The sequence below is a fragment of the Kribbella antibiotica genome, from assembly GCF_004349055.1.
In the GTDB taxonomy this organism is placed as follows: domain Bacteria; phylum Actinomycetota; class Actinomycetes; order Propionibacteriales; family Kribbellaceae; genus Kribbella; species Kribbella antibiotica.
Genome location: NZ_SMKX01000110.1, coordinates 1 through 23,028, shown reverse-complemented (window position 1 = coordinate 23,028; position 23,028 = coordinate 1). Strand labels below are relative to the sequence as shown.

Genomic DNA, 23,028 nt, shown 5'->3' with positions numbered 1-23,028 from the left:
CGATCAGCTATCTGACTGATCGAATGTAACACGCACGATGTCACATAGCGAGAGTTCGGTAATCCGCCGCATCGAAGCGCCGGGTGAGCTGCCGGAACCGGAAGGTGAAGGTCGGCCAGAGCGTGGTGTTGCGGCCCTGAGCGTCGAGATACCAGCTCGTGCAGCCGCCGCGGGTCCAGATGGTGTTCTTCATCGAGGAGCGGACGCCATCGACGAAGGCGCGCTGCACCTCCGGCCGCACCTCGACCTCACGCAGGCCCTTCGCGTCGATCTCCCGGAGCGCATCCACGATGTAGGCGATCTGGGACTCGATCATGAAGACCATCGAGCTGTGGCCAAGACCGGTGTTCGGGCCGATCAGCAGGAAGAAGTTCGGGAAGCCGGAGACCGCCGTACCGAGGTGGGCTTCCATGCCGTCGGACCAGGCTTCGCGTAGGGACAGGCCGTCGCGGCCGTGCACCATGTCCATCACCGGGAGGTTGGTGACGCGGAAACCCGTGCCGTAGATGATCGTGTCGACCTCATGCTTCACGCCATCCTCGGTGACCACGCCGGTCGGAGTGACCTCGGCGATCCCATCGGTGACGACGTCGACGTTCGGCTGGGCGAGGGCCGGGTAGTACTCATCGGAGAGCAGGATGCGCTTACACCCGAGAGTGAAGTCAGGAGTCAGTTTGGCGCGCAGCTTCGGATCGCGGATCTGATGCTGCAGGTGCTTCTCAGCGACCTTCTGCGCCTGCTTCATGATCGCGGGCAGCTTCGTGAACCCGAGGACGAACGACTCGCGTGCCCAGTAGATCCCGGCCCGAACAGCCTTCTGCGCAAGGGGAAAACGACGGTAGACGGCCTTCTCGCCGGCGGTGATCTTGCGGTCCGGCCGCGGCATCACCCACGGGGGTGTCCGCTGGAAGAGGTGGAGCTCCTCGACCTCGGGCTGGATCGCCGGGACGAATTGGATCGACGAGGCACCGGTGCCGATGACGGCGACCTTGCGGCCGGCCAGATCGAGGTCGTGGTTCCAGCGGGCGGAGTGGAAGACGTCGCCCTCGAAATTCTCGATCCCGGGGAGTTTCGGGTCGGCAGGCTCGGCCAGCGGGCCCATCCCGGAGAGCATGAACTGGGCGACGAAATCACCCTGGTCGGTGCGAATCCGCCATTCACCGTCCACCCAGTCCGCGGATTCGACCGTGTGGCCGAAGCGGATGTGGCGACGGACGTCGTACCGGTCGGTGACGTCGCGGAGGTACTGCTCGATCTCGGGCTGCGGGGAGAAGGTCGACGACCACTCCGGATTCGGCGCGAAGGAGAACGAGTACAGATGAGACGGTACGTCGCACCGGCAGCCCGGGTAGGTGTTGTCGCGCCAGGTGCCGCCGACGTCGTTCGCCCGCTCCAGTACGACGAAGTCGTCGTACCCGGCCTGCTTGAGGCGGACCGCCATCCCGATCCCGGCGAACCCGGTGCCGATCACCACAATCCGATGCTTCTGCTCCACAGCAAACCTCCTCGCTGGCGAACTTACTCAAAGTAAGTTACTCGGAGTCAGTTACGATGTGCAAGTGACGTCGACCACGCAACAGCAGGCCCCGAAGCGCCGTCGGGACCGCGCCGCGCGGGAGCGGGAGATCCTCGCCGCGGCCGAGCGAATCTTCGGCGAACGCGGCTACCAGGGCACCTCGATGGACGACATCGCCGCCGCCGTCGGCGTCTCGAAACCGCTGATCTACCAGTACTACGGCTCCAAGGACGGCCTCTTCCTCGCCTGCCTGGCCCGCCTGCGCGCCCAACTCCTGGAGACCGTCGCGGAGGCCGTGATGGCCGCGACCGACATCGAGGACTCCCTGTACGCCGGTTTCGTCGCGTGGTTCCAGTTCCTCGACGACCACCCGCAAGCCTGGTCGGTGCTGATCGACGAAGGCATGCTCGCGGCCGGCCCGATGGCCGATGCCACCGACGAGGTCCGCAACTCGTTCGTCGAGCTCATCTCGGCCATGGTCCGGCTGAATCTTCCGCCGACCCGCCCGGTCGACGCCGACGAGGTCGAAATCCTCGCCCACTCGATCTCCGGAGCCACCGAACGCCTGGCCATCTGGCGCAGCCGAACCCCGAATCCGCCAGCACGGGAAAAGGTCGCCCAAACACTGCGCGATCTGCTCTGGCAAGGCCTCAAAACCCTCAGCGCCACGTAACTCCGGCGATACCGGTACCGCTTTCCCAGCGGTCTTTTCCGGACCCCGTGAGAATGCGCATTCTCGTTTGTCACGACGTCTTGACGGGGCTGTGATCGGCAAGCAAACTAACGGCACTTCGGTCAGATCTTTTCGATAATCGCCTTTGCACCAACCGCCCCCAGAAGGTGCCCAGGATGCGCATGTCGACCGTGCGCTGCGTGCTGCCTGGGGGTCCCCTCCGAAAGGACACCGCCCCCATGAAGTTTTCCCGAAGCCGCATTGCGATTGCGGCGTTGGCCCTCGTCACCGGTACGGCCGGATTGATCGGGACCAATGCGTCCACACCGAAAGCCGAGGCCGCCCCGGCCGCCGCCACTGGGGTCACCGCGGCCCAGGCGCTGCCGGCCGGATTCAAGAGCGTCGGCTACATGCCCTCCTGGTCGGGCAGCGTGACGGCGATCCAGTACAGCAAGCTCACCCACATCAACTACTCGTTCGCGCTGCCGAACTCCAACGGCTCACTGCAAGGCATCCCCGACCCCGGGAAGCTGAACCAGCTGGTCAGCCTCGCGCACCAGAGCGGCGTCAAGGTGTCGCTGGCCATCGGTGGCTGGAACGACGGCAACGACTCCAACTTCGAGGCGCTGGCGGGCAACTCAGGTGCCCGCACCACCTTCGTCAACGCGGTCATGGGCGCCATCAACCAGTACAACCTGGACGGCGTCGACATCGACTGGGAGTACCCGGACCCGGGCACGTCGGGCAACAACTACACCGCCCTGATGCAGCAGCTGAGCAACACCTTGCATGCCAACGGCAAGCTTCTCACCGCCGCTGTTGTCTCCGAGGGTGGTACGGCGAACGGCGTCCAGCCCGCCGTCTTCGGCTACGTCGACTGGCTGAACATCATGGCCTACGACGGCGGCAGCCCACACGCCAACTACGACTGGTCGATCGCCTCGGCGAACTTCTGGAAGAACCGTGGCCTGCCGAAGGCCAAGACCGTGCTCGGCGTCCCGTTCTACAGCCGGCCGACCTACGTGGCCTACAAGGACATCGTCGCGGCGAACCCCAACAACGCGAACGTGGACTGCTACAACAACGGCGGTCAGCAGTGCTACAACGGCATTCCGACCATCAAGCGCAAGACGCAGTGGGCGGTCGCGAACGCCGGTGGCATCATGAACTGGGAGCTCTCCCAGGACGCGACCGGCAGCCTGTCGTTGCTGAGCGCAATCTTCGACGCAGCCGGTGGCACCACCACCCCGCCGACCGGTAAGACCGGTCAGATCAAGGGCATCGCCGGCAAGTGCGTTGACGTTGCCGGCAACAACAGTGCCAACGGAACCGCCGTACAGCTGTGGACTTGTGGCAGTGGCACCGGCCAGACCTGGACGGTCAGCACCGACGGCACGATCCGCGCCCTCGGCAAGTGCTTGGACGTGGCTGCGGCCGGTACCGCGAACGGAACGGTCACCCAGCTCTACGACTGCAACGGCACCGGAGCCCAGTCCTGGCAGGCCCAGTCCAACGGCAACCTGCTCAACCCCGCCTCTGGAAAGTGCCTGGACGCCACCGGCCAAGCCTCGGCCGACGGCACCCGGCTGCAGATCTGGAGCTGCGCCGGAAGCGCCAACCAGCTCTGGACGCTCCCGGCCTGATCGACCTCAAGGTAGGCGGGTCAGTCGCCCCTCCGGGGTGATCTTGACGCTGACCCGGTGGGCGCCAACGACGAGATCCAGCACGACGTTGGCGCCCGCCTCCCGAGTTGTGTAACTGACCTTGTCAGCCTTGGCCGCAGGGACGATCGCGGACAGGATGCGCGCATTCTGCCCCACATGCTTGAACTTGACGACCGGTGCCGGTGACACCGTGAAGATGTCCTTGAAGAACCAGCCCTGCGGCGGATTCGGCGTCCCCTCCTCGACCGTGGTCGTGCCGGATTCGCCGCCGAGCGGAATGTGCAACAGGTGGGTCCGGACGCCGCCACCGGTCGCCACGGCCTTGCCGGACTCCACAGTGACCTTCTGTCCCGGAGCCAAGTGCCACAACGTTTCGTAGCTCTGGTTACTCCCCGACTGCGCGCGGTCCAGCGTGATCATCAGGTCAGGGTCCTTGAGAACCAGCACATCCCGGGTCCGGTCGACGCCCTCCGCGGGCTGATCGGCCAACGCGAAGTAGTCGGAGTTCGCCGTACTGACTGATCCGGTGAGCCGGGTGACCGGGCCCTTCGCCAGCGCCGTCGCGGTCGGGATCGTCAACTGGTTGTGCGCGGCCGGCCCCTTGGCCCACTCCTGGCGAGCGTCCGCCTGGTGACCGCCGTACCCGGGGTCGACGAGGATGTCGTGCCCCTTCCAATTGTAGGTGACCGCCGTGTGGTCCTGGTGCCCGTGCCAACGGCGCGCGACACCGAAACGGATCGAGTACGTCGACTCTTCGGCGTACGGGCGTTCCTCGCCCCAGCCGGTGCGCCCGAAGACGTAGCCCGCCTTGTAGATCGCCGTCCGGAGTCGTGGTTTCTTACCGCTCTTGCCCTGCGTCGCGACGAACTCCATCGGTGTCCCGGGCACGTTGGGGAGCTTCTGCTGATTGGTGTTGCCGATCTGATGCATGTACCCGGTCGAGGTCGTTGCCGTGGCCAACCACTCACCCAACGCCGTACGGCGTGCTTCGATCGCCGGACTGGGAGCGACGCCGCAGTCCTTCATCCGATCCACAGCCCGCCCCCACAACCGGTAGTTGAAGTCGGCGTACCCAACTGCTTGCTCGTTGGTCGATCCGTCCTCGTCGATCGCCTGGGTGACCGCTTTGTTCAGTCGGCTTGCCGCCAAGCCCATCAGCTCTTTCCGCCCCAAGGTGCACCCGATGCCGAGCAACGCGATGCTCTGATCGGTCCCGTGGTTGTGCGCACCGCTCCAGTTGTCCGTCAGGTAGCGCGCGTGCGTCAGCAACGCTTCGTCGAGCCATTGGTATTCAGCCGGCAACACCTTGACCTTCAACTGAGTCAGCAACGCCTGCCGCACACAGATCAGCACATTCGTCCGATGCATCGTCGCCTCGGACGCACTCGTGTTGCTCTTCCACGAGAACGGATTGTCCTGCACCCAGTCCTTCACGATCGCCAGCACATGCTTGCTCGCCTTCGCGTCCCCGGCCCGCATCGCATAGACCCCATTCCCCAACCACCGCAGGGAATGCAGCCACAAGTGCCAGCTCAGGTTCTGGTAAGGATCGGAGTCCCACTTGATGTCACCCGATCCGTTACCCACCTTGTACGGCGCAGTGTTGCCCCAGGCAAAGGTGTCCTTCAGCAACGCGGGCAGAGGAACCTTCTTCTCGATCCCGCTGAACCCCTGACACGGATACGACGGACCACCCAACGCCGGCGCCGACATCGGCGTACCGGGCAGTGTTGTCGAGCCAACCGCCTTACCAGGAACGGCTTTCGATGCCGACCTTGGCAACATCACCGCTGCCCCGCCCGCCACCGCAACCCCACAAACAAGCACACCTGCAACGCCCAACCCAATGCTCTTCGTTCGCACGCCCATTGGTGCCGCCTCCGCATTCGCCGCTGTGCAAGGCAAAACGGACCAGCAGAACCCAACAGTTGCACCACTGCCCGAGGTGGAGCTCGTGATCCGGAAGCACCGCTCAAGCCGACCGAACTCGTCAACGCATGCAACCTTTTGCCCGCCGGCGCAGTAGCCCGTTCGGAAGGCGTCCCTGAGCGCGACCCTGAGGAGTGACCCTGAGATGTGGCTGACGGATGTCATGGCGGGGTGGTGACGAGTGGTCGATGCCTGGTGATGGCTGAGGCCGCAGGCTTCTTGGTATGACGACAACGACTGCGGTCAGCCTGGTGGGCGTGACCAAGAAGTACGGGGCGGTGCAGGCTGTCGCCGGGGTGGATCTGAGTATCCGGGTCGGCGAGGTCGTTGCACTGCTGGGGCCGAACGGGGCCGGCAAGTCGACCACGATCGAGATGCTGCTCGGGCTGGTGCGGCCGGATCAGGGCAGCGTGCAGGTGTACGGCGGTACGCCGTCGGAAGCCATCGCCAACGGGCAGATCGGGGTGATGCTGCAGAGCGGCGGGATCATCGAGGACGCCAAGGTCGGCGAACTGCTGAACCTCGTGGCCGGGCTGCACACCAAGCCGATGCCGGTGCAGGAGGCGCTCGACCGGGCCGGGATCGCCGACCTGTACGACCGCAAGATGAAAGGGCTGTCCGGCGGCCAGAAGCAGCGGGTGCGGTTCGCGATGGCGATCATCCCGCAGCCCGAGCTGATCGTGCTGGACGAGCCGACGACCGGGATGGATGTCGAGTCCCGCCGCGACTTCTGGGCGTCGATGCACGCCGAGACCGCCCGCGGCCGCACGGTGCTGTTCGCGACTCACTACCTCGAAGAGGCCGACGCGTACGCCGACCGCGTCGTGCTGATGCGGAACGGGAAGATCGTTGCCGACGGGACCGCCGCGCAGATCAAGGCCAGTGTCTCCGGCCGCACGATCCGGGCCACCATCCCCGGTGCAGACCTGACCGCGCTCGCCGCGTTGCCGGGTGTGCGCAATGTCGAGACGCGCGGCGACGTCGTACTGCTGCAGTGTGCGGACTCCGACGACACCCTGCGCTACCTGCTCGGCAACACGACCGCTCACGACATCGAAGTGACCTCGGCCGACCTTGAGGACGCCGTACTGGCAATTAGTGACGGCTCTGCATATCAAGGGAAAGAGAGCGTCGCATGAACCGCAACTACCTGATGTTCGACATCCGCCGGACGCTCCGCAACCGGCGCGTGATGATCTTCGCGATCCTGATGCCGTTGGTCCTGTTCGCGATCTTCGGTCTGACGATCCCCAAGGACGCGGCCGCAGGCGGGATCTCCGCGATCGCCTACGTGATGGTCAGTATGGCGATGTTCGGCTCGATGTCGGCCGCCATGAGCAGCGGTGGCGTGATCGCGGCCGAACGCGACGGCGGCTGGAACCGGACGCTTCGGCTGACTCCGCTGAAGCCACAGGCCTATGTGATCAACAAGGTGATCCTGTCGCTGCTCGTGGCGGTTCCGCCGCTCATCGTCGTCTTCCTCTTCGGGATGACGGTCGGCCACGTCCACCTCAGCGCATCGCAGTGGATCACGGTCGCGCTGGTCTCCTGGCTCGGCGCTCTGCCGTTCGCCGCGATCGGCCTGGTCATCGGGTACGTCGCCAAACCGGACAGCATGCAGCCGATCACCGGACTGGCGACCATGCTGATCGCCGCGTTCGGCGGACTGTGGCTGCCGGTCGACCAGATGCCCTCGGTCATGAAGCACATCGCCCAGCTGACTCCGGCGTACTGGACCGGGCTGACCTCCCGCAGCGCGCTGACCGCGGGCGGGGTGGACACCCAGGCCCTCCTGGTGGTGCTCGGTTGGACTGTCGTCCTCGGCTTCATCGCCCTGCGCCGGTACCGCGCCGACACTGCACGAGCCTGATCGCCTACCGTGAGCTTCATGAAGCGAACCCTGCCGGCTGAGTTGGCTGACAACGGTCGGCCACCCGGCCGGTGGGGCTTTCTCGCGGTCGGAATCTGGCTGTTTTACCTGGTCCAGCCGCTGACCGAGATCTGGCAGACCCAGCACGGCGTCACCCGCATCCTGGGCCTACTGAACTTGCTCGCGTTCGCGGTGGCGTACCTCGGCTTCTTCGCCGTCTTGCGCTGGCAGGAGTTCCGGCCGGACGCGTCACCGCTGTGGCAACGGCTGGGGTATCTGCTCTTCATGCTGGGGCTGGCCCTGCTCCTCACCATGACCGCCGGTCAGACCGCACTCACCTGCATGGTCTACATCGCCGCGACCGCCGTGCTCTCGCTCCGGCTGCCGCTCGGGGTGGCGATCGTCCTGCTGCTGCTCGGTGGCGTCGAGCTGGCGATGCGCGTCGTACCGGGTTGGTCGGACGACGGCAGCTACGGATTCGCGATCTTCCTCGGCGGCCTGGCGGTTTTCGCGATGCGCGTCTCGATGCAGCGCAGTTCCGAGCTGTCCCGCGCCCGCCAGGACATGGCTGAGCTGGCCGTCCAGGAGGAGCGCAACCGCTTCGCCCGCGACCTGCACGACATCCTCGGCCACTCGCTGACCGTCATCACCGTGAAGGCCGAGCTGGCCGGCCGCCTGATCCAGGCCAACCCCGAGCGGGCGGCGGCCGAGGTCGCCGACGTGGAGAGCCTGGCCCGCGCCGCCCTCGGTGACGTCCGGGCCGCGGTCGCCGGATACCGCGAGATCAGCCTGGCCGGCGAACTCGTCTCGGCCCGCACCGCACTCCAGGCCGCCGAGATCAAGCCCGATCTCCCGACCACGCTCGACGAGGTCCCCGAGGAGAACCGCGAACTCTTCGCCTGGGTGATCCGCGAGGGCGTCACCAACGTCATCCGGCACTCCGGCGCCAAGCGCTGCACGATCAAACTCTCCGGCCGCCAGATCGAGGTCCTCGACGACGGCAAGGGCCCGACCGCCGAGACCAGCGCCGACGGCCACGGTCTCATCGGCCTCCGCGAACGAGCCCACCAAACCGGCGCCGGCCTCCAGGTCGGCCAGGCGCCCGGCGGCGGCTTCCGCCTAGCTGTAAAGGTTGGCCCGTGAGCGAGCGCAGCGAGAGAACCAATGACACAGCGACCTCTGGTCACGACGGAGCCGAGCGAAGCGAGGTGGAGGCGTGACGATTCGACTGTTGATCGCTGATGATCAGGCTCTGGTCCGTGGAGCGCTGGCTGCTCTGCTGGATCTTGAGCCGGACCTCGAGGTCGTGTCCGAGGTCGGGCGCGGCGACGAGGTGGTTGCCGCGGCCAAAGCCAGTACGCCGGATGTCGCGCTGCTGGACGTCGAGATGCCAGGGCTCGACGGCATCGAGGCCGCGGCCGCGTTGCGCACCGCCGTACCGGGTGTTCGGATTCTGATGGTGACCACGTTCGGCCGGCCCGGGTATCTGCGTCGCGCGATGGAGGCCGGCGCGGCCGGTTTCGTCGTGAAGGACACCCCTGCCGCTCAGCTGGCAGACGCCGTACGGCGAGTGCACCAGGGACTGCGCGTGGTCGACCCCTCGCTCGCCGCCGAGACGCTGGTGGCCGGCACGAGCCCGTTGACCGGCCGCGAGTCCGACGTACTGCGTGCAGCCCGCGAGGGTGGCACGGTCGCCGACATCGCCAAGGAGCTCCACCTCTCCGAAGGCACCGTCCGCAACCACCTCTCTGCCGCGATCGGCAAGACCGGTGCCCGCACCCGCGCCGAGGCCGCCCGCATCGCCCTCGACAACGGCTGGCTCTGATGCTCTCGACGCACTATTCTCGGGGGTCGGGGAGGCACGATGTCGATCGAACAGTTCAGTGTGCGGGGGCGACTGGCGGACACCGGTGAGGGGATTACCGGTGACGAACTGCAGCTCGCGGCCCGCAATCATGGGATCCCGCTGGAGGCCCTGCGGTACGACGTGACGCCGGCCGGACTGCATTACGTGCTGGTGCACTACGACATCCCGGCGGGGAGCGCCGCGACCTGGCGACTGGCCGTCGATGGGTGCGTCGAGCAACCGATGTCGTTCGGACTGACCGAGCTGCGCGCGATGACCCGCCGTACGGTGCGGGTGACATTGGAGTGCGCAGGCAACGGTCGCGCGTCGTTGCAACCGCGCCCGATCAGCCAGCCCTGGCTGAACGAAGCAGTCGGTACGGCGGAGTGGACCGGCGTGCTGCTAGCCGACCTGCTGGAGAATGCGGGGATCCGGTCGGACGCCGTGGACGTGGTTTTCACCGGCGCGGACCACGGGATCGAGCGTGGTGTCGAGCAGGACTACCAGCGTGGGTTGTCGCTGGGCGAGGCGATCGGTTCCGGTGCGATCGTCGCCTGGGAGATGAACGGCGATCCGCTGCCGCCGCAACACGGGTATCCGCTGCGTCTCGTCGTACCGGGTTGGTACGGGATGGCCAGCGTGAAGTGGTTGCGGTCGATCGAGCTGATCGACCACGAGTTCGACGGCTTCCAGAACGCGGTCGCGTACCGGATCCGGCAGGAGGCCGACGAGCTCGGTACGGCGATCACCCGGATCGAGCCGCGGGCATTGCTGATCCCGCCCGGCTTCCCCGACTTCATGAGCCGCCACCGCTTCGTTGCCGCCGGCATCGTCCCGCTGGAGGGCAAGGCATGGTCCGGCTGGGCGCCGATCGACCGCGTCGAGGTCAGCACAGACGCCGGCGTCACCTGGAGCCCCGCGAAACTAGATGCTGCTGGCAACGATGAACTGGCCTGGCGTTCTTTCAGTCACGACTGGGATGCGGCACCAGGCGAGCACGTGCTCACCGTCCGCGCGATCGATGCCAGTGGCCGCGAGCAACCAGTCGAGGCCCCTTGGAACCGCGGCGGATTCGCGAACAACAGCGCGCAGCGAATCACCGTCCTCGTCACCTGACCGCGTGTCGCTGGGCCAATCCGCCGTACCGGCGTCACATCCTGGATGGGTACACGGTTCTCCCTGCAGAAGTGACTCAGTAGGAGTGATGCGCGGTGAACTTGCACGCCAGAGTTTTCAGAACGGCTGACCATTGGTATGCCGACCTTGACGACGGACTGTTTCCGCAGCCCGACAACCCGCTGTGGTGCGGTTCCTACCCATCACAGTCGTCGGCGCTCGCCGCCGTCTGCACTCTGATCGCCGAACTCGCCGATCAGAAAAACGCGATCCACCACCCCATCGCGAGGCACGCGAGCGTGATCACGGCGCCGATCAGATAAGCCCACCAAGGCATCGCCCAGTCGACGGCCGCGGCCAGCACGTACGACGGGTCGCTGGGGTCGATCACCACGTCGACCTCGTCACCCACCGCGGGCAGTGGGTCGAGCTCATCGCCACCACCCAACTCGACCGCCACTCCGTCCCCGGGACGCGCGACCTTGACGACGATCTCCGCACCCTTGGACCAACGGTCGCGCTCGACCTCGACCACCTTCACGGTCTGCACCGGCCCGGCCGCCACCAATTGCACGTCGCGCCGGCTGTCCAGGATCCCCAGCGGCAGGATCGCCAGCGAGCCCACCGCGATCGGTAGACCGACCACCACCCGCACGACCCGAACCGCGATTTCGCGACCGCGGCGTACCGGCCGTTGTCGACGCGCCTGGCGTCGTACCTCTAGTCGGTTCCACCAGCCGAAGCGCTCGGCGAGGAAGCGGGCCGGGTAGCAGAGGAAGCCGGCGATCGCTGGGCAGGCAAAAGGGTGGTCGTAGAGGAAGCTGGGGCGGGCGAGCCAGCCAATCAGATACAGGCCGCCGCCGACTCCGACGAAGAACAGCAGCAGGAAGGCGAGCTGCCATCCGTGCAGATCGGTGTCGTCGGGATCACTCATCGCCACATCATGCGGGATGGACGCCGCCGGCGACGCCTTGGTTCCGCCTGCCCTCGGACGCGCGCCCGAGGGCACCCGAACGCGGACCGCCGCCACTCATCAACCGCCGAAACCGGCTCCAGAAGGCGCCGCCCTGAGCGTGAAGCCGCCCAACCCGAGCAACTTACTGAGTGCCGGCGGTCCGCCCCACCAGCGCTCCCTCCCCGCGCGGCCGGCGGATGGCTGGTCGCCGCTGCGGCCGATTTACTGAAAACGCTCCGCTGAGCAGGACTACGGCTGAGCTGGATGGCGAGGACGGCGACCGCATGACTCGTTGCTTGAGGTGCTGGGCTTCGGCTGAGGTCAGTGGAGGGGTGCCGTCGTCGGATCAGTACCCGTTCGCCGGAGGCTGGGGAGCACTGCCTGCCGATTCCGGTGCGTAACGCTCCCCAGCCCGCCGAACACCCCGCGCGCAGCTTCTCGGAACCACCTGACCTGCCGTCGTTAACCCCAGAACCAGCGACCAACCGCGAACCACCCCGGACACGAGGCAATCCGCCGGATCGGCGAGGTCGGGGCGTTCGCCGTCGGCGCCGCGGCGCTCGCGGCCAGCTCCTCCGCCCGGTCCCTGCCTACTCGGGTGTGTTGTGAGCTGTGCCGCCGATCCGGTACGGCGTGACGTAGCCCGCGTACATGAGATGGGTCATCAACCCCTCGGACGCATGCGGCAGGTTGTGACAGTGATCCATCCAGACACCGGGGTTGTCGGCGACGAACGCGATCTCGTACGTCTCGTTGTTGCCGACCTCAACGGTGTCGGTCCACCACGGTGATCCCGTCGACGCCGTACCGTTCCGGCTCAGGACAACGGCATGATGACCGTGCAGGTGCATCGGATGCGCCTGACCGCTGGTGTTGCTGATCGTCATCCGGACAACGTCACCCGCGGCCACCATGAACATCGGTACGTCGGGAAACTTGTGCCCGTTGATCGTCCACCACAACCCCGGTACGCCGTCCAGGAAGCCGATCTGCCGCCCGATCCGATACTCGAACCGCCGATTCGCCTTGGCTGGGTCGAACCCGAGCGGTTTCGTGGTCCCGTAACTCAGCAGGTCGACGGTCTCCCCCGGCAGCTCCACGGCTGGCGGATCATGCGGTCCGATTGCGAGCGACAGCGCCGCCGTACCGGCGACGAACCGCATCCCTGCGGCCGGCACCACCGCCTCCAGGTCGACTCGTCCACCCGCGGCCAACGCATAAGCCTTCGTGATCGGCGTCGGCCCATTCACCTCGCGCCCATCAACCGCAACCACCTTGTACGGCGTGCCTGTGAGCCCAACCCGGAGGATTGCGTCGTCGGTGTTGATCACCCGCACCCGCACCCGCGCCGTCGTACCGGCCTTCAGCTCAACGTGCTGACTACCCGTTTCACCATTGATCGTGCGCTTCCCGTCGTACGTGTGGATCGTGGCCAGCACCTCACCAGGCGTCTTCGGCGCGATCACGATCGGGCCGAACAGACCGCCCTTGACCTGGTCACTCGATACCTGGTGCGAGTGATACCAATACGTCCCCGCATCCTCCGCCCGGAACCGATAGACGTGCTTGCCCCCGATCGGCACCGCGTCCTGCGTGACCCCCGCGACACCGTCCTCAGCATTCGGTACGTCGATGCCGTGCCAATGCAGAGTCGCCCCGTCCGGGACCGATTCGTTGACCAGCGTCACCTGGACGAGATCACCGCTCTCGGCTCGGATCAGTGGTCCCGGCGACGTGCCGTTGAGCGTGTACCCGGCCAGCCCCTTCTTCTCCTTGCGGGCAACGAGCGTGACCGCGACATCCGGCGTACCGGTCTTTGGTCCAGTCAGATCAGTGACGCTCAGCTGGTGGTGCTCGTGCTCATGCCCACCGGCCGGTCCGCCGCCATAGTCGGCGTACCCCATGTCGGCCGCGTTGTAGGTGCCCGGGACCAGACTGGTCGCCCAGAGATAGCCGAGCGGCACCAGCACCGCCATGACTATCCCCAGAGCGACCAGTCGGGCACGCCGCTTAGACACTGGCCGCGAGCTGCCGCGATGCAGAGGCGCGCTCAATCGCAGTCCCCGCCATCGCACCAATGGCCAGCCCGTTGAGACCGTGCAGCACTCCCAGCGCCGGCAACCCGAACGACACCGTCGCCAGTACGAACTGCACTGCCACCAGCCCAACGATCGCTCCGGCCAGCACACGCCCGCGCGGCACATCGGTGAGGAACGAAACCACCAGCAGTACCAGCGCCAGCAGCCCGATCACCATCCCTGCCATGGCGTGATAGCTCTGCCCGAAGTTGCCGTAGTCGGCCCCGATCGCCGTACCGTCGTTCGCATCCTTGGCAACGGTGAACCCTGCCAGTGCGATCGACGCCACCTGCAGGCCGACCCCGATCGCGATCAGGATCGCGGTGACCCGATAGACGTTCCTCATGCCTGCCGCCGCTTCCGGTAGAAGACAACCCCGGCCACGACCGCCGCGATCAGCAACACCGGCGGGTGCGGATGCCCGCCACCCCACGACTGCGCATGCGGATGCCCGCCGCCCACCGCACACCCGACAGACGCCAGCACGGCAATCACGCCGAGCGCCACCAGCAACGGCAGCGGCACCTTCCCGAACGGCCCCCGAGCAGCCCAATCCGGCCGCCCGCGACGCGTCGGTCCAGCCTGCGGCGTCGGCTGAGCTTTCTCCCCCGGCAGATCGGCGAAGATGGCGCCCAGCTCATCACTCGTCCGCGCCCGCAGCGCAGCCTCGACCCGCTCCCCGTGCTCCTCCGCACTCAGCCGGCCGGACTCGTAGTGCTCCCCCAGCCGCCGTACGGCCTCTTCCCGTTCCGTATCGCCGATCCGGATCGATCCTTCGTCACTCATGACGCTCCCTCGATGCTCGTAGGTTTCCCAACTGCACCGATCGTGTCGCGAGAGCCCCCCGCACCGCGTCGCCTCAGCGGCGGCACCTCAACTACCCCCGCAGGCGCACAACCGCCGTACGACGCAGGACGCCGTACTCCCCGTGGAGTACGGCGTCCCCGAGCGAACCCCTAGGCGTTGGCCGCGAGGATCTTGTTCACGTCGTCATTCGCCTTGGCCAGCGACGACAGTGGCGAGTCGAACGACAGCACCGCATCCATGGCCGGGGTCATGACAGCGCTGACGTCGGCCGCGTTCGGATTCGCCGGGTATGGGAAGACGTCACCCGCCTCGACCGTCTCCAGGAACGGCGTCACGTCCCAGCCGTTGGCCGCGAACTTCGCCTTGGCCGCTGGCAGGCTCGCCGACACCGCCGGGAACACGACGCCGGCCTTGGCGACGATGTCCTGCGCGGTCTGCGACCCCAGGAACTTCACCCACGCCCACGACGCCTCACGACGCGTCGTACCGGCCCAGATCGTGTCCGCGAGACCGTTCATCATCGACATCCGCTTACCGATCGGGCCGATCGGCAACCGCGCCAGCTTGGTCTGCACACCCTTCAGCGTCTGATAGGTGCCGAGCATCCACGATCCGTTCGGCGTGATCGCATACTTGCCCGCGCCGAACGAGGTGGTGATGTCGACCCCGGACTTGGCCTGCGCGTACGTCGGCATGTAGCCCTTGGTGATGAGCCCCCGCCACCACCCGATCGTGTCGGTGAACTTCGGGTCGCCGTAGAAGAACTTCGTCCCCCACGGCTCGCCCTCGGAATACTTCCAGCCGTTGGAGGCGGCGTACCAGCTCCAGCTGGTTTGACCGTCGGCGCCGCCGGCATCGCCGTACCCGAGTCCGTAGACCTTGATGTTGTTCTTGTCGAACCCGGGCTGGTCGCCGCGCCGGCCCTTGGCGTCGACGGTGAGTCGCCGGACGACCTCCTCGAAGGTGCCGCCGTCCTGGGGGTTCCACGTCATCGCGTTGAGTTGCTCGGGGCTGATCCCGGCCGCCTCGGTGAACGCGCTGTTGTAGAAGTAGACCTCGGAGTCGAAGTCCTTCGGCAGGCCATAACGCTTGCCGTCGGCACCGACCCAGCGGTCAGCCAGGCCCTTCTGGTAGATGCCGAGATCAACGTTGTCCTTGGCCACGAAGTCGTCGATCGCGAGCACCTGGCCCTTGTCCGCGAACAACGGGTACTTCGCGGAGTGTGAGGTGAACACGTCCGGAGCCGTCTCGGAGATGAATCCGGTGACCAGCTTCGACCAGTAATCACCCCAGCCGTACTGCTCGATCTTCACGCTGTACTGCGGGTTCTGCTCGTGGAAGACCTTCGCGGCCTCGGTGTACATCGGCAGCTGGGCCGAGTCCCAGAGCCAGTAGATGACTTCACCTTCCCCGCGGGCTGCGGCGCCGTTGTTACACGCGGCCAGCGACGGTACGGCGAGTGCAGCGAGCCCGGCCTTGAGCAAGGTCCGGCGGGATACGTTCATCATTTGATCCCCGAGAAGCCGATGGAGTTGGTGATCCGCTTGGCGAAGGCCAGGAACAGGATGATCATCGGCAGCGCCGCGATCAGCGTGGCTGCCATCAGACCGGCCCAGTCGGGTCCGCCTTGGGGTGTCTGCGAGCGGAAGACGCCCAGGGCGACCGTGAGCACGCGGACGTTCTCCTGCTGGCCGACAAGCAGCGGCCAGAAGTAGTCGTTCCAGGAGTTGATGTAGGTCAGGATCGCCAGCGTGGCGATCGGGGCGGCACTCATCGGGATGATCATCCCGAAGAAGATCCGCCGGTGCCCGGCGCCGTCGATCATCGCGGCTTCCTCCAGCTCCCGGCTGATGCCGAGGAAGAACTGGCGCAGGAAGAAGATCGCGAACGGCGTCATGAACGCGCCCGGCAGGATGATGCCGGCGAAGCTGTTCAGCAGGCCGAGGTTCTTGATCAGCACGAAGTTCGGCAGCGTGGTGAAGATCGGCGGGACCATCAACGCAGCAAGGAAGAGCGCGAAGACCTTGTCCCGGCCGGGCCAGCGCAGCCGGGCGAACGCGTACGCCGCCATCGCGCTGAAGAAGACCTGGCAGACCGTGGTGATTGTTGCCACGACCAACGAGTTACGCAGGTAGAGCCAGAAGTTGACCGAGGCACCGGACCCGCCTTGGGCCTGCGCTTCCTCGATCGTGGACAGCCCGAGGACTCGCTTGAAAGCACCGAGGGTGGTCTCGACCGGGAGCAACGAACCCGGGTTCCCGGCCAGCGCGGTGTTGTTCGAGAGCGCCGTACGGAGCATCCAGTAGAAGGGGAACAGGGTCAGGATCAGCAGAACGATCAGGAGGATCCAGGCGAGAATTCTGCCGACGCTTACAGGCCTTCTCATGCGAGGTCACTCTCCTTGGCGCGCAGCAACCGCAGCTGCAGCAGCGAGACGATCGCCAGGATCGCGAACAGGACCATCGCCATCGCGGACGCGTAGCCGAAGTCGAAGCGGGTGAACGCTCGCTCGAAGATGTAGTAGTAGATGACGCGGGTCGAGTTGATCGGGCCACCTTGGGTGGTGACCGCGATCGTGTCGAAGATCTGGAACGAGCCGATCATGGTGACCACCAGGACCATCACCAGAACGGGACGCAGCAGCGGCAGCGTGATCCGCCAGAACGTCTTCAGCTCACTGGCACCGTCGACCTCGGCGGCTTCGTAGACGTACGTCGGGATCGTCTGCAGGCCCGCGAACACCAGGAGCGCGGTGTACCCCATGTGCCGCCAGACGTTGATCCCGGCAACCGTCGGGATCGCCCAATGCGAGTCACCGAAGAACGCGACCGGGTCGACGCCGATCCAGGTCAGGCCCTGGTTCACGATGCCGACCTGGAAGTCGAGCATCCAGTACCAGACCAGCGCGACCACGACGTTCGCCACCAGGTAGGGCAGCAGGATCGCGGCCCGGAAGGTGATCGACTTGGTCAGCCGGTACATCAGCATCGCGATCGCGACCGCCAGGACGGTCTGGACGCCGATGTTGATCGCGACGTACTCGAGGGTGACGCCGAGCGCGTTCCAGAAGAAGCTGTCGTGGATCATCCGCTCGTAGTTGTCGAGACCGTTGAACTTCGGTGCCTCGAGCAAGCTGTACTCGGTGAAGCTCAGGTAGGCGCCGCGCAGCGTGGGCCAGATGTAGAACACCACGAACCCGATCGTCGCCGGGATGAGGAAGACCATGGCGACTTTCAGGTCGCCCAGGCGCCGCCGCGGCTTGGGCGGCGCTTGGTCCCCGTGACTTCGTTTCTCCGGTGGTGCATTCGTTACGGCAGTCACAGGGGACCTCCTCTTGGTTGATCGACCGGCGGGTCAGTCGATCGCGGTCACGTCCAGTAAGAGCGCGTTCTCGGGCCACTGCGCCGGGAGCAGGACGCCGGCCGCGGCGAGTGCGGCGCCGTTCAGCTCGACGGGCTCGGTCCAGGCAAGTTGCCAGCGTGATGCGGGGCCAGGGGTGGCGATCCGGCTCACGCGGTAGGTGCGCTGCGGGTCGAGGCCGGGCAGCCGGACCCGGCCGACGGCCGAGGTGACGGATTGCGCCAGCTGGACAGCGGCGTACACGGCGCGGGAGTTGTCTTGGGCAACCACTCCGTGCAGCAGGAAGTCGCTCGGACCACGGTCGGCGCGAACCACCCGGCCAGTGTGCAGCAGCGGTCGCAGTTCTTTGTGCAGAGCAACCCAACCGGCGAGTTCGGTCCGCTCCTCCTGCGAGGCGGACGCAATGTCCCACTCGATGCCGAAGTGACCGAACAGCGCGGTGATCGCACGGAAAGACAGCGCCTGGGTGCGACCGGTGGTGTGCGCCTTCGGCGGGCCGACGTGCGAACCGATCAGCTCCGGCGGCAGCAGCAGTTGTGTGTAGCGCTGAATGGTCTGGCGCTCGAGCGCGTCGTTGCTGTCGCTACCCCAGACGCGGTCGGTGCGCTCCAGGATCGCGAGGTCAACCCGGGCGCCACCGGACGAGCAGGACTCGATCTCCAGGCCTGGGTGGCGACGCTTGAGCTCGTCGATCAGGCGATAGACGGCCACCGTCTGCGCGTGAATGCCCGCCGTACCGGTGAGCTGGTTGCCGCCATCAACGAAGTCGCGGTTGTGGTCCCACTTGAGGTAAGCGATGTCGTACTCGTTGAGGATGCTGTCGAGCCGCTCGAGGATGTAGTCGTAAGCAGCCGGTACGCCGAGGTTCAGCCCCTGCTGGTGTCGAGCGGTCGGCGGGAGACGGTTGCCAGTAGCAAGGATCCAGTCCGGGTGCTCGCGGGCCAGATCCGAGTCCGGGTTGACCATCTCCGGCTCGACCCACAGACCGAACTGCAGCCCGAGACCGCGCACGTGGTCGACCAACGGGTGCAAACCCTTCGGCCAGATGCCTTCGTCGACGTACCAGTCACCAAGGCCGGCGTGGTCGTCGCGACGGCCGCGGAACCAGCCGTCGTCCAGCACGAACCGCTCGGCACCAACCTCGGCGGCCGCGTCCGCGAGCGCCTTCAGCTTGTCCAGGTCGAGGTCGAAATAGACCGCTTCCCAGGTGTTCAGTACGACGGGCCGGTCGGTCTTCGGGTGGTTCTCGCGCGACCGCAGGTACTCGTGGAAGCGCGTCGACGTCTGGTCGAGGCCGACGCCGTATGTGCCGTAAAGCCACGGAGTGCTGTAGGTGCCCTGCGGCTGCAGCCGGCCTTCGCCTGGCAGCAGCAGCTCGCCGCCGCCAATCACGGCGTACCCGCTCATGCCGCGCTCGGCGTACGAGCGGTGGTTGCCGCTCCACGCGGTATGCACGGCCCAGATCTCGCCGTCCTGAAACCCGAAGCCCTGCGTGCCCGCGACCAGGAGGAGCGTCGCGTCGGCGCCGGTGCGACCACGGCGGTTGTCGCGGATATGCGCACCCTGCGTGAACGCGTGCCGCTGCGGGTGCCGCTCACCGATGTGCCGGCCAGTCAGATCGAGCAGCTCAGTCGCCTCGGTCGGCACCGGCAGCGCGAGCGTCAGACCATCAACCGTGTACGGCGTCTCGCCCGTATTCGTGAGGTCCGCCTTGGCCCGAACCAGCCCGGAGTCGGTCAGCTCGACGGTCAGGCGAATCGTCAGCCCAGCCTCGGTGTCGGCGGCGTCGACCACGACGGTGTTGTCAGCCTGCGCGACATCAACCAGCCGGAAGCTCGCCGAGAAGTCCTGCCCGTCGCGGTGCCCGTTGAGCCCCGGCAGCCCGAACCAGCCGGCCGAGTACTCCGGCACGATCGCGATCGGCCGGTTCTCGTCCAGGCCATTCCCGTCCTGAGCCGCCCCGGCCCCGCGTCGCAGCTCCAGCAGAGCCCGCTCGCTCAGCTCGCCCAGATCTGCGCCCCAGTGCAGCACCGAAGGCAACGCCGGCCCCGAGCAGTCCAGCACCAAACTGACCCCAGCAGCCCGCAGCTGCAGCACCTCAATGTTCGACACTGTTGATTCTCTCTGTTTTCTGATTGATTTCAGGACAAAACTATTTACCCCGTCAGCCCTGTTGTCAATGCTTCACGAGGTAAAGTAAGTAACGTACGGCGTCGCCCGCCCGAGTACAACGCTGCAATCAGCGCGAGGGCCGGCGAGAGTGGCCGAGGTCGTTGGTGACCGCCGGACCCAAGCTGACCGCCGTCAGCCGAGGCTTCTCCTCCGGACCGAATGGAGCCAGTCGTCCACTCTTGCGACATCCGGTGTCGCGGGCAACACAGTCCGGGCCAGTGCATCGTCCAGCTCGGCGTGCAGGGTGAGGCGCCACTTCTCGACCTCGTCCCACGGGAGTTCGCCACGCTTCACCGCGAGCAGGCGCTCACGATAGGGGCCGACGTCAACCACCAGCTCAGCCTCAAGCAACAGAGAACGGGCCGAGAGCAACAACCGGATCAGGTGCATTACATGCTTCCACTTCGGCGCACCGTCGCGCCGGAAGTCCGCCTCCAGTTTCTTGAACTGGCTCAGCACATACCCGGAGTAGGTCTGATACGCGAGCTGTGACAGGAAGGCCCGCCGCATCTCGACCAACTCAGCACCGAGTGCCGTCTGCTGGACCACGAGCGGCGAGTGCAGCACCTCGAGCAGATTCGGGTTCGCCTTCAGTGCGAGCTCACAGAACCGCTCGACCTCCCACGAGAACCACTCCGGCTCCGGCCCATCCACATGCATCGGCGGTTTCGCGAGCGACCAGAAGGACTCGGTCGGCGCGACATACACCCCGCGCGTATCGGTATCCGACGCATCAGTGTCGAGCCCGAACGCCCGCGACCCCACCACAACAGCAAAGATCGTGTGCTCCCGCACCAGCCGATCACCATCCGGCTGCGTCAGCTCAAGCGCCTCATCCTGGTACGCCGTCCGCAGGCTCAACTGGTCCCGCCGGGCAACCGTCTCCCGCCCATCGACCAACTTCACGAGATACCGCCCATCCGGCACGATCCCCGCAACCCGCCCCGTCGCCCCGCGCTGCGCCGTACCGCCCTGGTCATCGGGCGCAGCAACGCGCAGCACCACCTGCGTCCCCACCGGCAACTGCGGCCCCTGAACCGACATGCCGCCCATCCTCCCGCACACGGCGTACAGAAGAACTGTTAATAGTCGGCACCGCACGCCGCATCCAGGCGTGGCAACCACCGCTCGGGGCCCAGGGAACGCACCTTTAACAGTTCTTCTGCACACTTCGGCGGGTGGAGATGTTCGACTGACCCAGCAGTGACAGTACGCAAACGTGCCAGCACTCTCGGTCTATTCTTCATCGGTTACCTGTGAGTACATAGGGGTCCCTCCGGCACGAGAGGACCACCGGTGAACACTCCGCCCAGTTCGCTCCGGCTCGCCCTGATCCTTGCGCTCTCCATGACCGGGCTCTGCCTGGCCGCCGCCCCCGCCCAGGCCGACGGCCCCGGAACCGGCACCCCGTACGTCGTCACGCTCGGCGACTCCTACATCTCCGGCGAGGCCGGTCGTTGGGCCGGCAGCTCGAACGAGTCCGAGACCCCCGCCGACGCGCTCGGCGCGCACGCCTACCACGACAACGCGAGCGGCACGGCGGAAGCGATTCCCAAGTGCCACCGCAGCAGCTCGGCCGAAGCGTTCATCGGCGGCGGCGTCGGCGGCCTCAACCTCGCGTGTTCCGGCTCGCGCACCACGACGAGCGCCGGCGACGATTTCAAGCCCGGCCTCGACTTCTACGACAACGGCGCCGGCAAGGTCGGCCAAGCGAAAGCACTGCAGCAGTTCGCCACCACCCACAACGTGCGTCAGGTCGCCGTCTCGATCGGCGGCAACGACTTCAACTTCGCTGGGATCGTCACGCAGTGCGTGCAGAACTTCCTGCTGTCGCCATCGTGGTCGCCCGACTACTGCCGCGACGATTCGTCGGTGGTCGCCAACTTCACCACCGCGAACGTCACCACCGTCCGCGGCAAGATCGCGACCGCGCTGCAGAACGTTCGGACGGCGATGCGCAACGCTGGATACGGCGACGCCGCCTGGACTCTCGTCGTACAGACTTATCCGTCGCCGATCCCGAACGGCAGCGGCTTCCGCTACGGCCAGACCGGCTTCACCCGGCAGAGCGTCGGCGGCTGCGGTTTCTGGAACGCCGACGCCGACTGGGCCAACGCCACCGCCTTGCCCACCATCAACAACACGGTCCGCGCTGCCATCACCGAGTCCGGCCTCGCGAACATCCGCCTGCTCGAACTCCAGTCCGCCTTCAACGGCCGCCGCCTGTGCGAGAAGACCGTCGGCATGTACGAAGAGGTCGGGCTCACGTCGTGGACCCAGCCCACGGCCGTCGACAAAACCGAGTGGGTCAACCAGATCCGCACGGTCACCACGGTCGGCTCGAATTACTTCATTCAGGAATCTCTGCACCCGAACTACTGGGCCCAACTCGCGCTCCGCTCCTGCCTGCGCCAGACCTACACCGCCAACCGCGGCGGCACCTGCACCATCGCCGGCACCGGCCTCGCCAACGGCGAACCCCGCATGACACTTGGTTAGTTTCGGACTGAAGCGTCTCGGTACGGCGACCTGCGTCGTACCGGGCCTTCCGTTGTGCTCAGATCCGAACCCAGCAAGGCGAGCGGCCCCGTTCGTGCGCTAGTGTTGCGAGTCTCATCAGGGTGGGGGCCCTGGACCGAGCGTGGGTCGGACAGGCAGAATCGCGCCGACAGGGTCGGCTGCCGGGTGGGGTGTTGGTGGAAACGGAATTCGCGCTGTCGATGGGCACGCAGCGCTGGCCCCTGCCCGCCGCCGCTGAGGAAATCACCCTCGGCCGCGCCGCGAACGCCGACGTCCGCCTCCCCGCCGACGACGGCATCTCCCGCATCCACGCGCGCCTGGTCCGCACCGACGGTGTCTGGACCCTCCACGATGCCTCCCGCAACGGCACCGGCCTCAACGGCCGTCGCCTGACCGGGCCCACAGCGCTAACCCCCAACGACCAGATCCACATCGGTCGCGCAGTCCTCACCTTCCACGCCAGCGCCCCTGCCACCCCGGCGCCTGAACCTGTGGAAGCGCACCCTGCCCCCGCCGCATCCC

The 23,028-nt window shown here is 66.5% G+C and carries 20 protein-coding genes; 9 read left to right on the top strand and 11 right to left on the bottom strand.

Features of this window, described 5'->3' with window-relative positions:
• Positions 1-40: 40 nt before the first annotated feature.
• Positions 41-1,495 (bottom strand): flavin-containing monooxygenase, encoded by a 1,455-nt coding sequence (locus tag E1263_RS29565; protein WP_202869110.1) that lies wholly within the window; start codon positions 1,493-1,495, stop codon positions 41-43.
• Between the two features lie 64 nt (positions 1,496-1,559).
• Between E1263_RS29565 and E1263_RS29560 the strand changes: the two genes are divergently transcribed.
• Positions 1,560-2,189, top strand: coding sequence for a TetR/AcrR family transcriptional regulator (locus E1263_RS29560; protein WP_238161633.1), 630 nt, complete (start codon positions 1,560-1,562; stop codon positions 2,187-2,189).
• A gap of 239 nt (positions 2,190-2,428) precedes the next feature.
• Positions 2,429-3,832, top strand: coding sequence for a glycosyl hydrolase family 18 protein (locus E1263_RS29555; protein ID WP_132173265.1), 1,404 nt, complete (start codon positions 2,429-2,431; stop codon positions 3,830-3,832).
• A gap of 6 nt (positions 3,833-3,838) precedes the next feature.
• Here the strand turns inward: E1263_RS29555 and E1263_RS29550 are convergent, their stop codons facing one another.
• On the bottom strand, positions 3,839-5,638 hold the full coding sequence (locus tag E1263_RS29550) for a heparinase II/III domain-containing protein (RefSeq protein ID WP_165956787.1): 1,800 nt from the start codon (positions 5,636-5,638) through the stop codon (positions 3,839-3,841).
• 368 nt (positions 5,639-6,006) lie between these two features.
• On the opposite strand from E1263_RS29550, the gene E1263_RS29545 reads away from it, so the two are divergent.
• The 5 genes from E1263_RS29545 (at position 6,007) to E1263_RS29525 (ending at position 10,614) form a co-directional block, all read left to right on the top strand.
• Entirely contained in the window at positions 6,007-6,921 is a 915-nt protein-coding gene (locus E1263_RS29545; protein ID WP_132173261.1) for an ABC transporter ATP-binding protein, read from the top strand.
• Complete coding sequence (locus tag E1263_RS29540) at positions 6,918-7,652, top strand: ABC transporter permease (RefSeq protein ID WP_132173259.1); 735 nt, start codon at positions 6,918-6,920, stop codon at positions 7,650-7,652. The genes E1263_RS29545 and E1263_RS29540 overlap by 4 nt, the downstream gene beginning before the upstream one ends.
• An 18-nt stretch (positions 7,653-7,670) precedes the next feature.
• Positions 7,671-8,795 (top strand): sensor histidine kinase, encoded by a 1,125-nt coding sequence (locus E1263_RS29535; RefSeq protein WP_132173257.1) that lies wholly within the window; start codon positions 7,671-7,673, stop codon positions 8,793-8,795.
• Between the two features lie 73 nt (positions 8,796-8,868).
• A complete protein-coding gene (locus E1263_RS29530; RefSeq protein WP_132173255.1) occupies positions 8,869-9,477 on the top strand; it encodes a response regulator transcription factor in 609 nt (202 codons plus the stop codon).
• Positions 9,478-9,516: 39 nt separating this feature from the next.
• The gene (locus tag E1263_RS29525) at positions 9,517-10,614 is read left to right on the top strand and encodes a sulfite oxidase (RefSeq protein WP_132173253.1); all 1,098 of its coding nucleotides are present in this window, start codon (positions 9,517-9,519) and stop codon (positions 10,612-10,614) included.
• Between the two features lie 256 nt (positions 10,615-10,870).
• Here E1263_RS29525 and E1263_RS29515 read toward each other — a convergent pair whose 3' ends face one another.
• The 9 genes from E1263_RS29515 to E1263_RS29475 all read right to left on the bottom strand — a co-directional run bounded on the left by E1263_RS29515 (position 10,871) and on the right by E1263_RS29475 (position 21,030).
• Positions 10,871-11,548 (bottom strand): hypothetical protein, encoded by a 678-nt coding sequence (locus E1263_RS29515; protein ID WP_132173249.1) that lies wholly within the window; start codon positions 11,546-11,548, stop codon positions 10,871-10,873.
• 611 nt (positions 11,549-12,159) lie between these two features.
• The gene (locus E1263_RS29510) at positions 12,160-13,545 is read right to left on the bottom strand and encodes a multicopper oxidase family protein (protein ID WP_132173247.1); all 1,386 of its coding nucleotides are present in this window, start codon (positions 13,543-13,545) and stop codon (positions 12,160-12,162) included.
• A 34-nt stretch (positions 13,546-13,579) separates the two neighbouring features.
• Complete coding sequence (locus E1263_RS29505; protein WP_132173245.1) at positions 13,580-13,993, bottom strand: DUF6220 domain-containing protein; 414 nt, start codon at positions 13,991-13,993, stop codon at positions 13,580-13,582.
• Entirely contained in the window at positions 13,990-14,433 is a 444-nt protein-coding gene (locus E1263_RS29500; protein ID WP_132173243.1) for a DUF1707 SHOCT-like domain-containing protein, read from the bottom strand. The genes E1263_RS29505 and E1263_RS29500 overlap by 4 nt, the downstream gene beginning before the upstream one ends.
• A 170-nt stretch (positions 14,434-14,603) precedes the next feature.
• Entirely contained in the window at positions 14,604-15,959 is a 1,356-nt protein-coding gene (locus E1263_RS29495; RefSeq protein ID WP_132173241.1) for an ABC transporter substrate-binding protein, read from the bottom strand.
• Entirely contained in the window at positions 15,959-16,840 is an 882-nt protein-coding gene (locus E1263_RS29490; RefSeq protein WP_132173239.1) for a carbohydrate ABC transporter permease, read from the bottom strand. Before E1263_RS29490 ends, E1263_RS29495 begins: the two co-directional genes overlap by 1 nt.
• Entirely contained in the window at positions 16,837-17,775 is a 939-nt protein-coding gene (locus E1263_RS29485; RefSeq protein ID WP_238161632.1) for a carbohydrate ABC transporter permease, read from the bottom strand. Before E1263_RS29485 ends, E1263_RS29490 begins: the two co-directional genes overlap by 4 nt.
• Before the next feature lie 33 nt (positions 17,776-17,808).
• Positions 17,809-19,926 carry an alpha-galactosidase gene (locus E1263_RS29480; protein ID WP_132173237.1) on the bottom strand — a complete coding sequence of 706 codons (2,118 nt, stop codon included), beginning with the start codon at positions 19,924-19,926 and terminating at the stop codon, positions 17,809-17,811.
• A gap of 192 nt (positions 19,927-20,118) precedes the next feature.
• Positions 20,119-21,030 carry a nucleotidyltransferase domain-containing protein gene (locus tag E1263_RS29475; protein ID WP_132173235.1) on the bottom strand — a complete coding sequence of 304 codons (912 nt, stop codon included), beginning with the start codon at positions 21,028-21,030 and terminating at the stop codon, positions 20,119-20,121.
• Between the two features lie 252 nt (positions 21,031-21,282).
• Between E1263_RS29475 and E1263_RS29470 the strand changes: the two genes are divergently transcribed.
• Both E1263_RS29470 and E1263_RS29465 read left to right on the top strand, forming a co-directional pair.
• Entirely contained in the window at positions 21,283-22,485 is a 1,203-nt protein-coding gene (locus E1263_RS29470) for an SGNH/GDSL hydrolase family protein (protein ID WP_238161630.1), read from the top strand.
• A 197-nt stretch (positions 22,486-22,682) separates the two neighbouring features.
• On the top strand, positions 22,683-23,028 hold a 346-nt coding region (locus E1263_RS29465), incomplete at its 3' end, for an FHA domain-containing protein (RefSeq protein ID WP_132173233.1).

Bases quoted from the DNA above. Each gene is read 5' to 3' on its own strand.
- E1263_RS29550 (WP_165956787.1), bottom strand. From the start codon at position 5,638: ATGTTGCCAAGGTCGGCATCGAAAGCCGTTCCTGGTAAGGCGGTTGGC.
- E1263_RS29510 (WP_132173247.1), bottom strand. From the start codon at position 13,545: ATGGCGGTGCTGGTGCCGCTCGGCTATCTCTGGGCGACCAGTCTGGTC.
- E1263_RS29535 (WP_132173257.1), top strand. From the start codon at position 7,671: ATGAAGCGAACCCTGCCGGCTGAGTTGGCTGACAACGGTCGGCCACCC.
- E1263_RS29475 (WP_132173235.1), bottom strand. From the start codon at position 21,030: ATGTCGGTTCAGGGGCCGCAGTTGCCGGTGGGGACGCAGGTGGTGCTG.
- E1263_RS29505 (WP_132173245.1), bottom strand. From the start codon at position 13,993: ATGAGGAACGTCTATCGGGTCACCGCGATCCTGATCGCGATCGGGGTC.
- E1263_RS29525 (WP_132173253.1), top strand. From the start codon at position 9,517: ATGTCGATCGAACAGTTCAGTGTGCGGGGGCGACTGGCGGACACCGGT.
- E1263_RS29500 (WP_132173243.1), bottom strand. From the start codon at position 14,433: ATGAGTGACGAAGGATCGATCCGGATCGGCGATACGGAACGGGAAGAG.
- E1263_RS29495 (WP_132173241.1), bottom strand. From the start codon at position 15,959: ATGAACGTATCCCGCCGGACCTTGCTCAAGGCCGGGCTCGCTGCACTC.
- E1263_RS29515 (WP_132173249.1), bottom strand. From the start codon at position 11,548: ATGAGTGATCCCGACGACACCGATCTGCACGGATGGCAGCTCGCCTTC.
- E1263_RS29540 (WP_132173259.1), top strand. From the start codon at position 6,918: ATGAACCGCAACTACCTGATGTTCGACATCCGCCGGACGCTCCGCAAC.
- E1263_RS29545 (WP_132173261.1), top strand. From the start codon at position 6,007: ATGACGACAACGACTGCGGTCAGCCTGGTGGGCGTGACCAAGAAGTAC.
- E1263_RS29555 (WP_132173265.1), top strand. From the start codon at position 2,429: ATGAAGTTTTCCCGAAGCCGCATTGCGATTGCGGCGTTGGCCCTCGTC.
- E1263_RS29490 (WP_132173239.1), bottom strand. From the start codon at position 16,840: ATGAGAAGGCCTGTAAGCGTCGGCAGAATTCTCGCCTGGATCCTCCTG.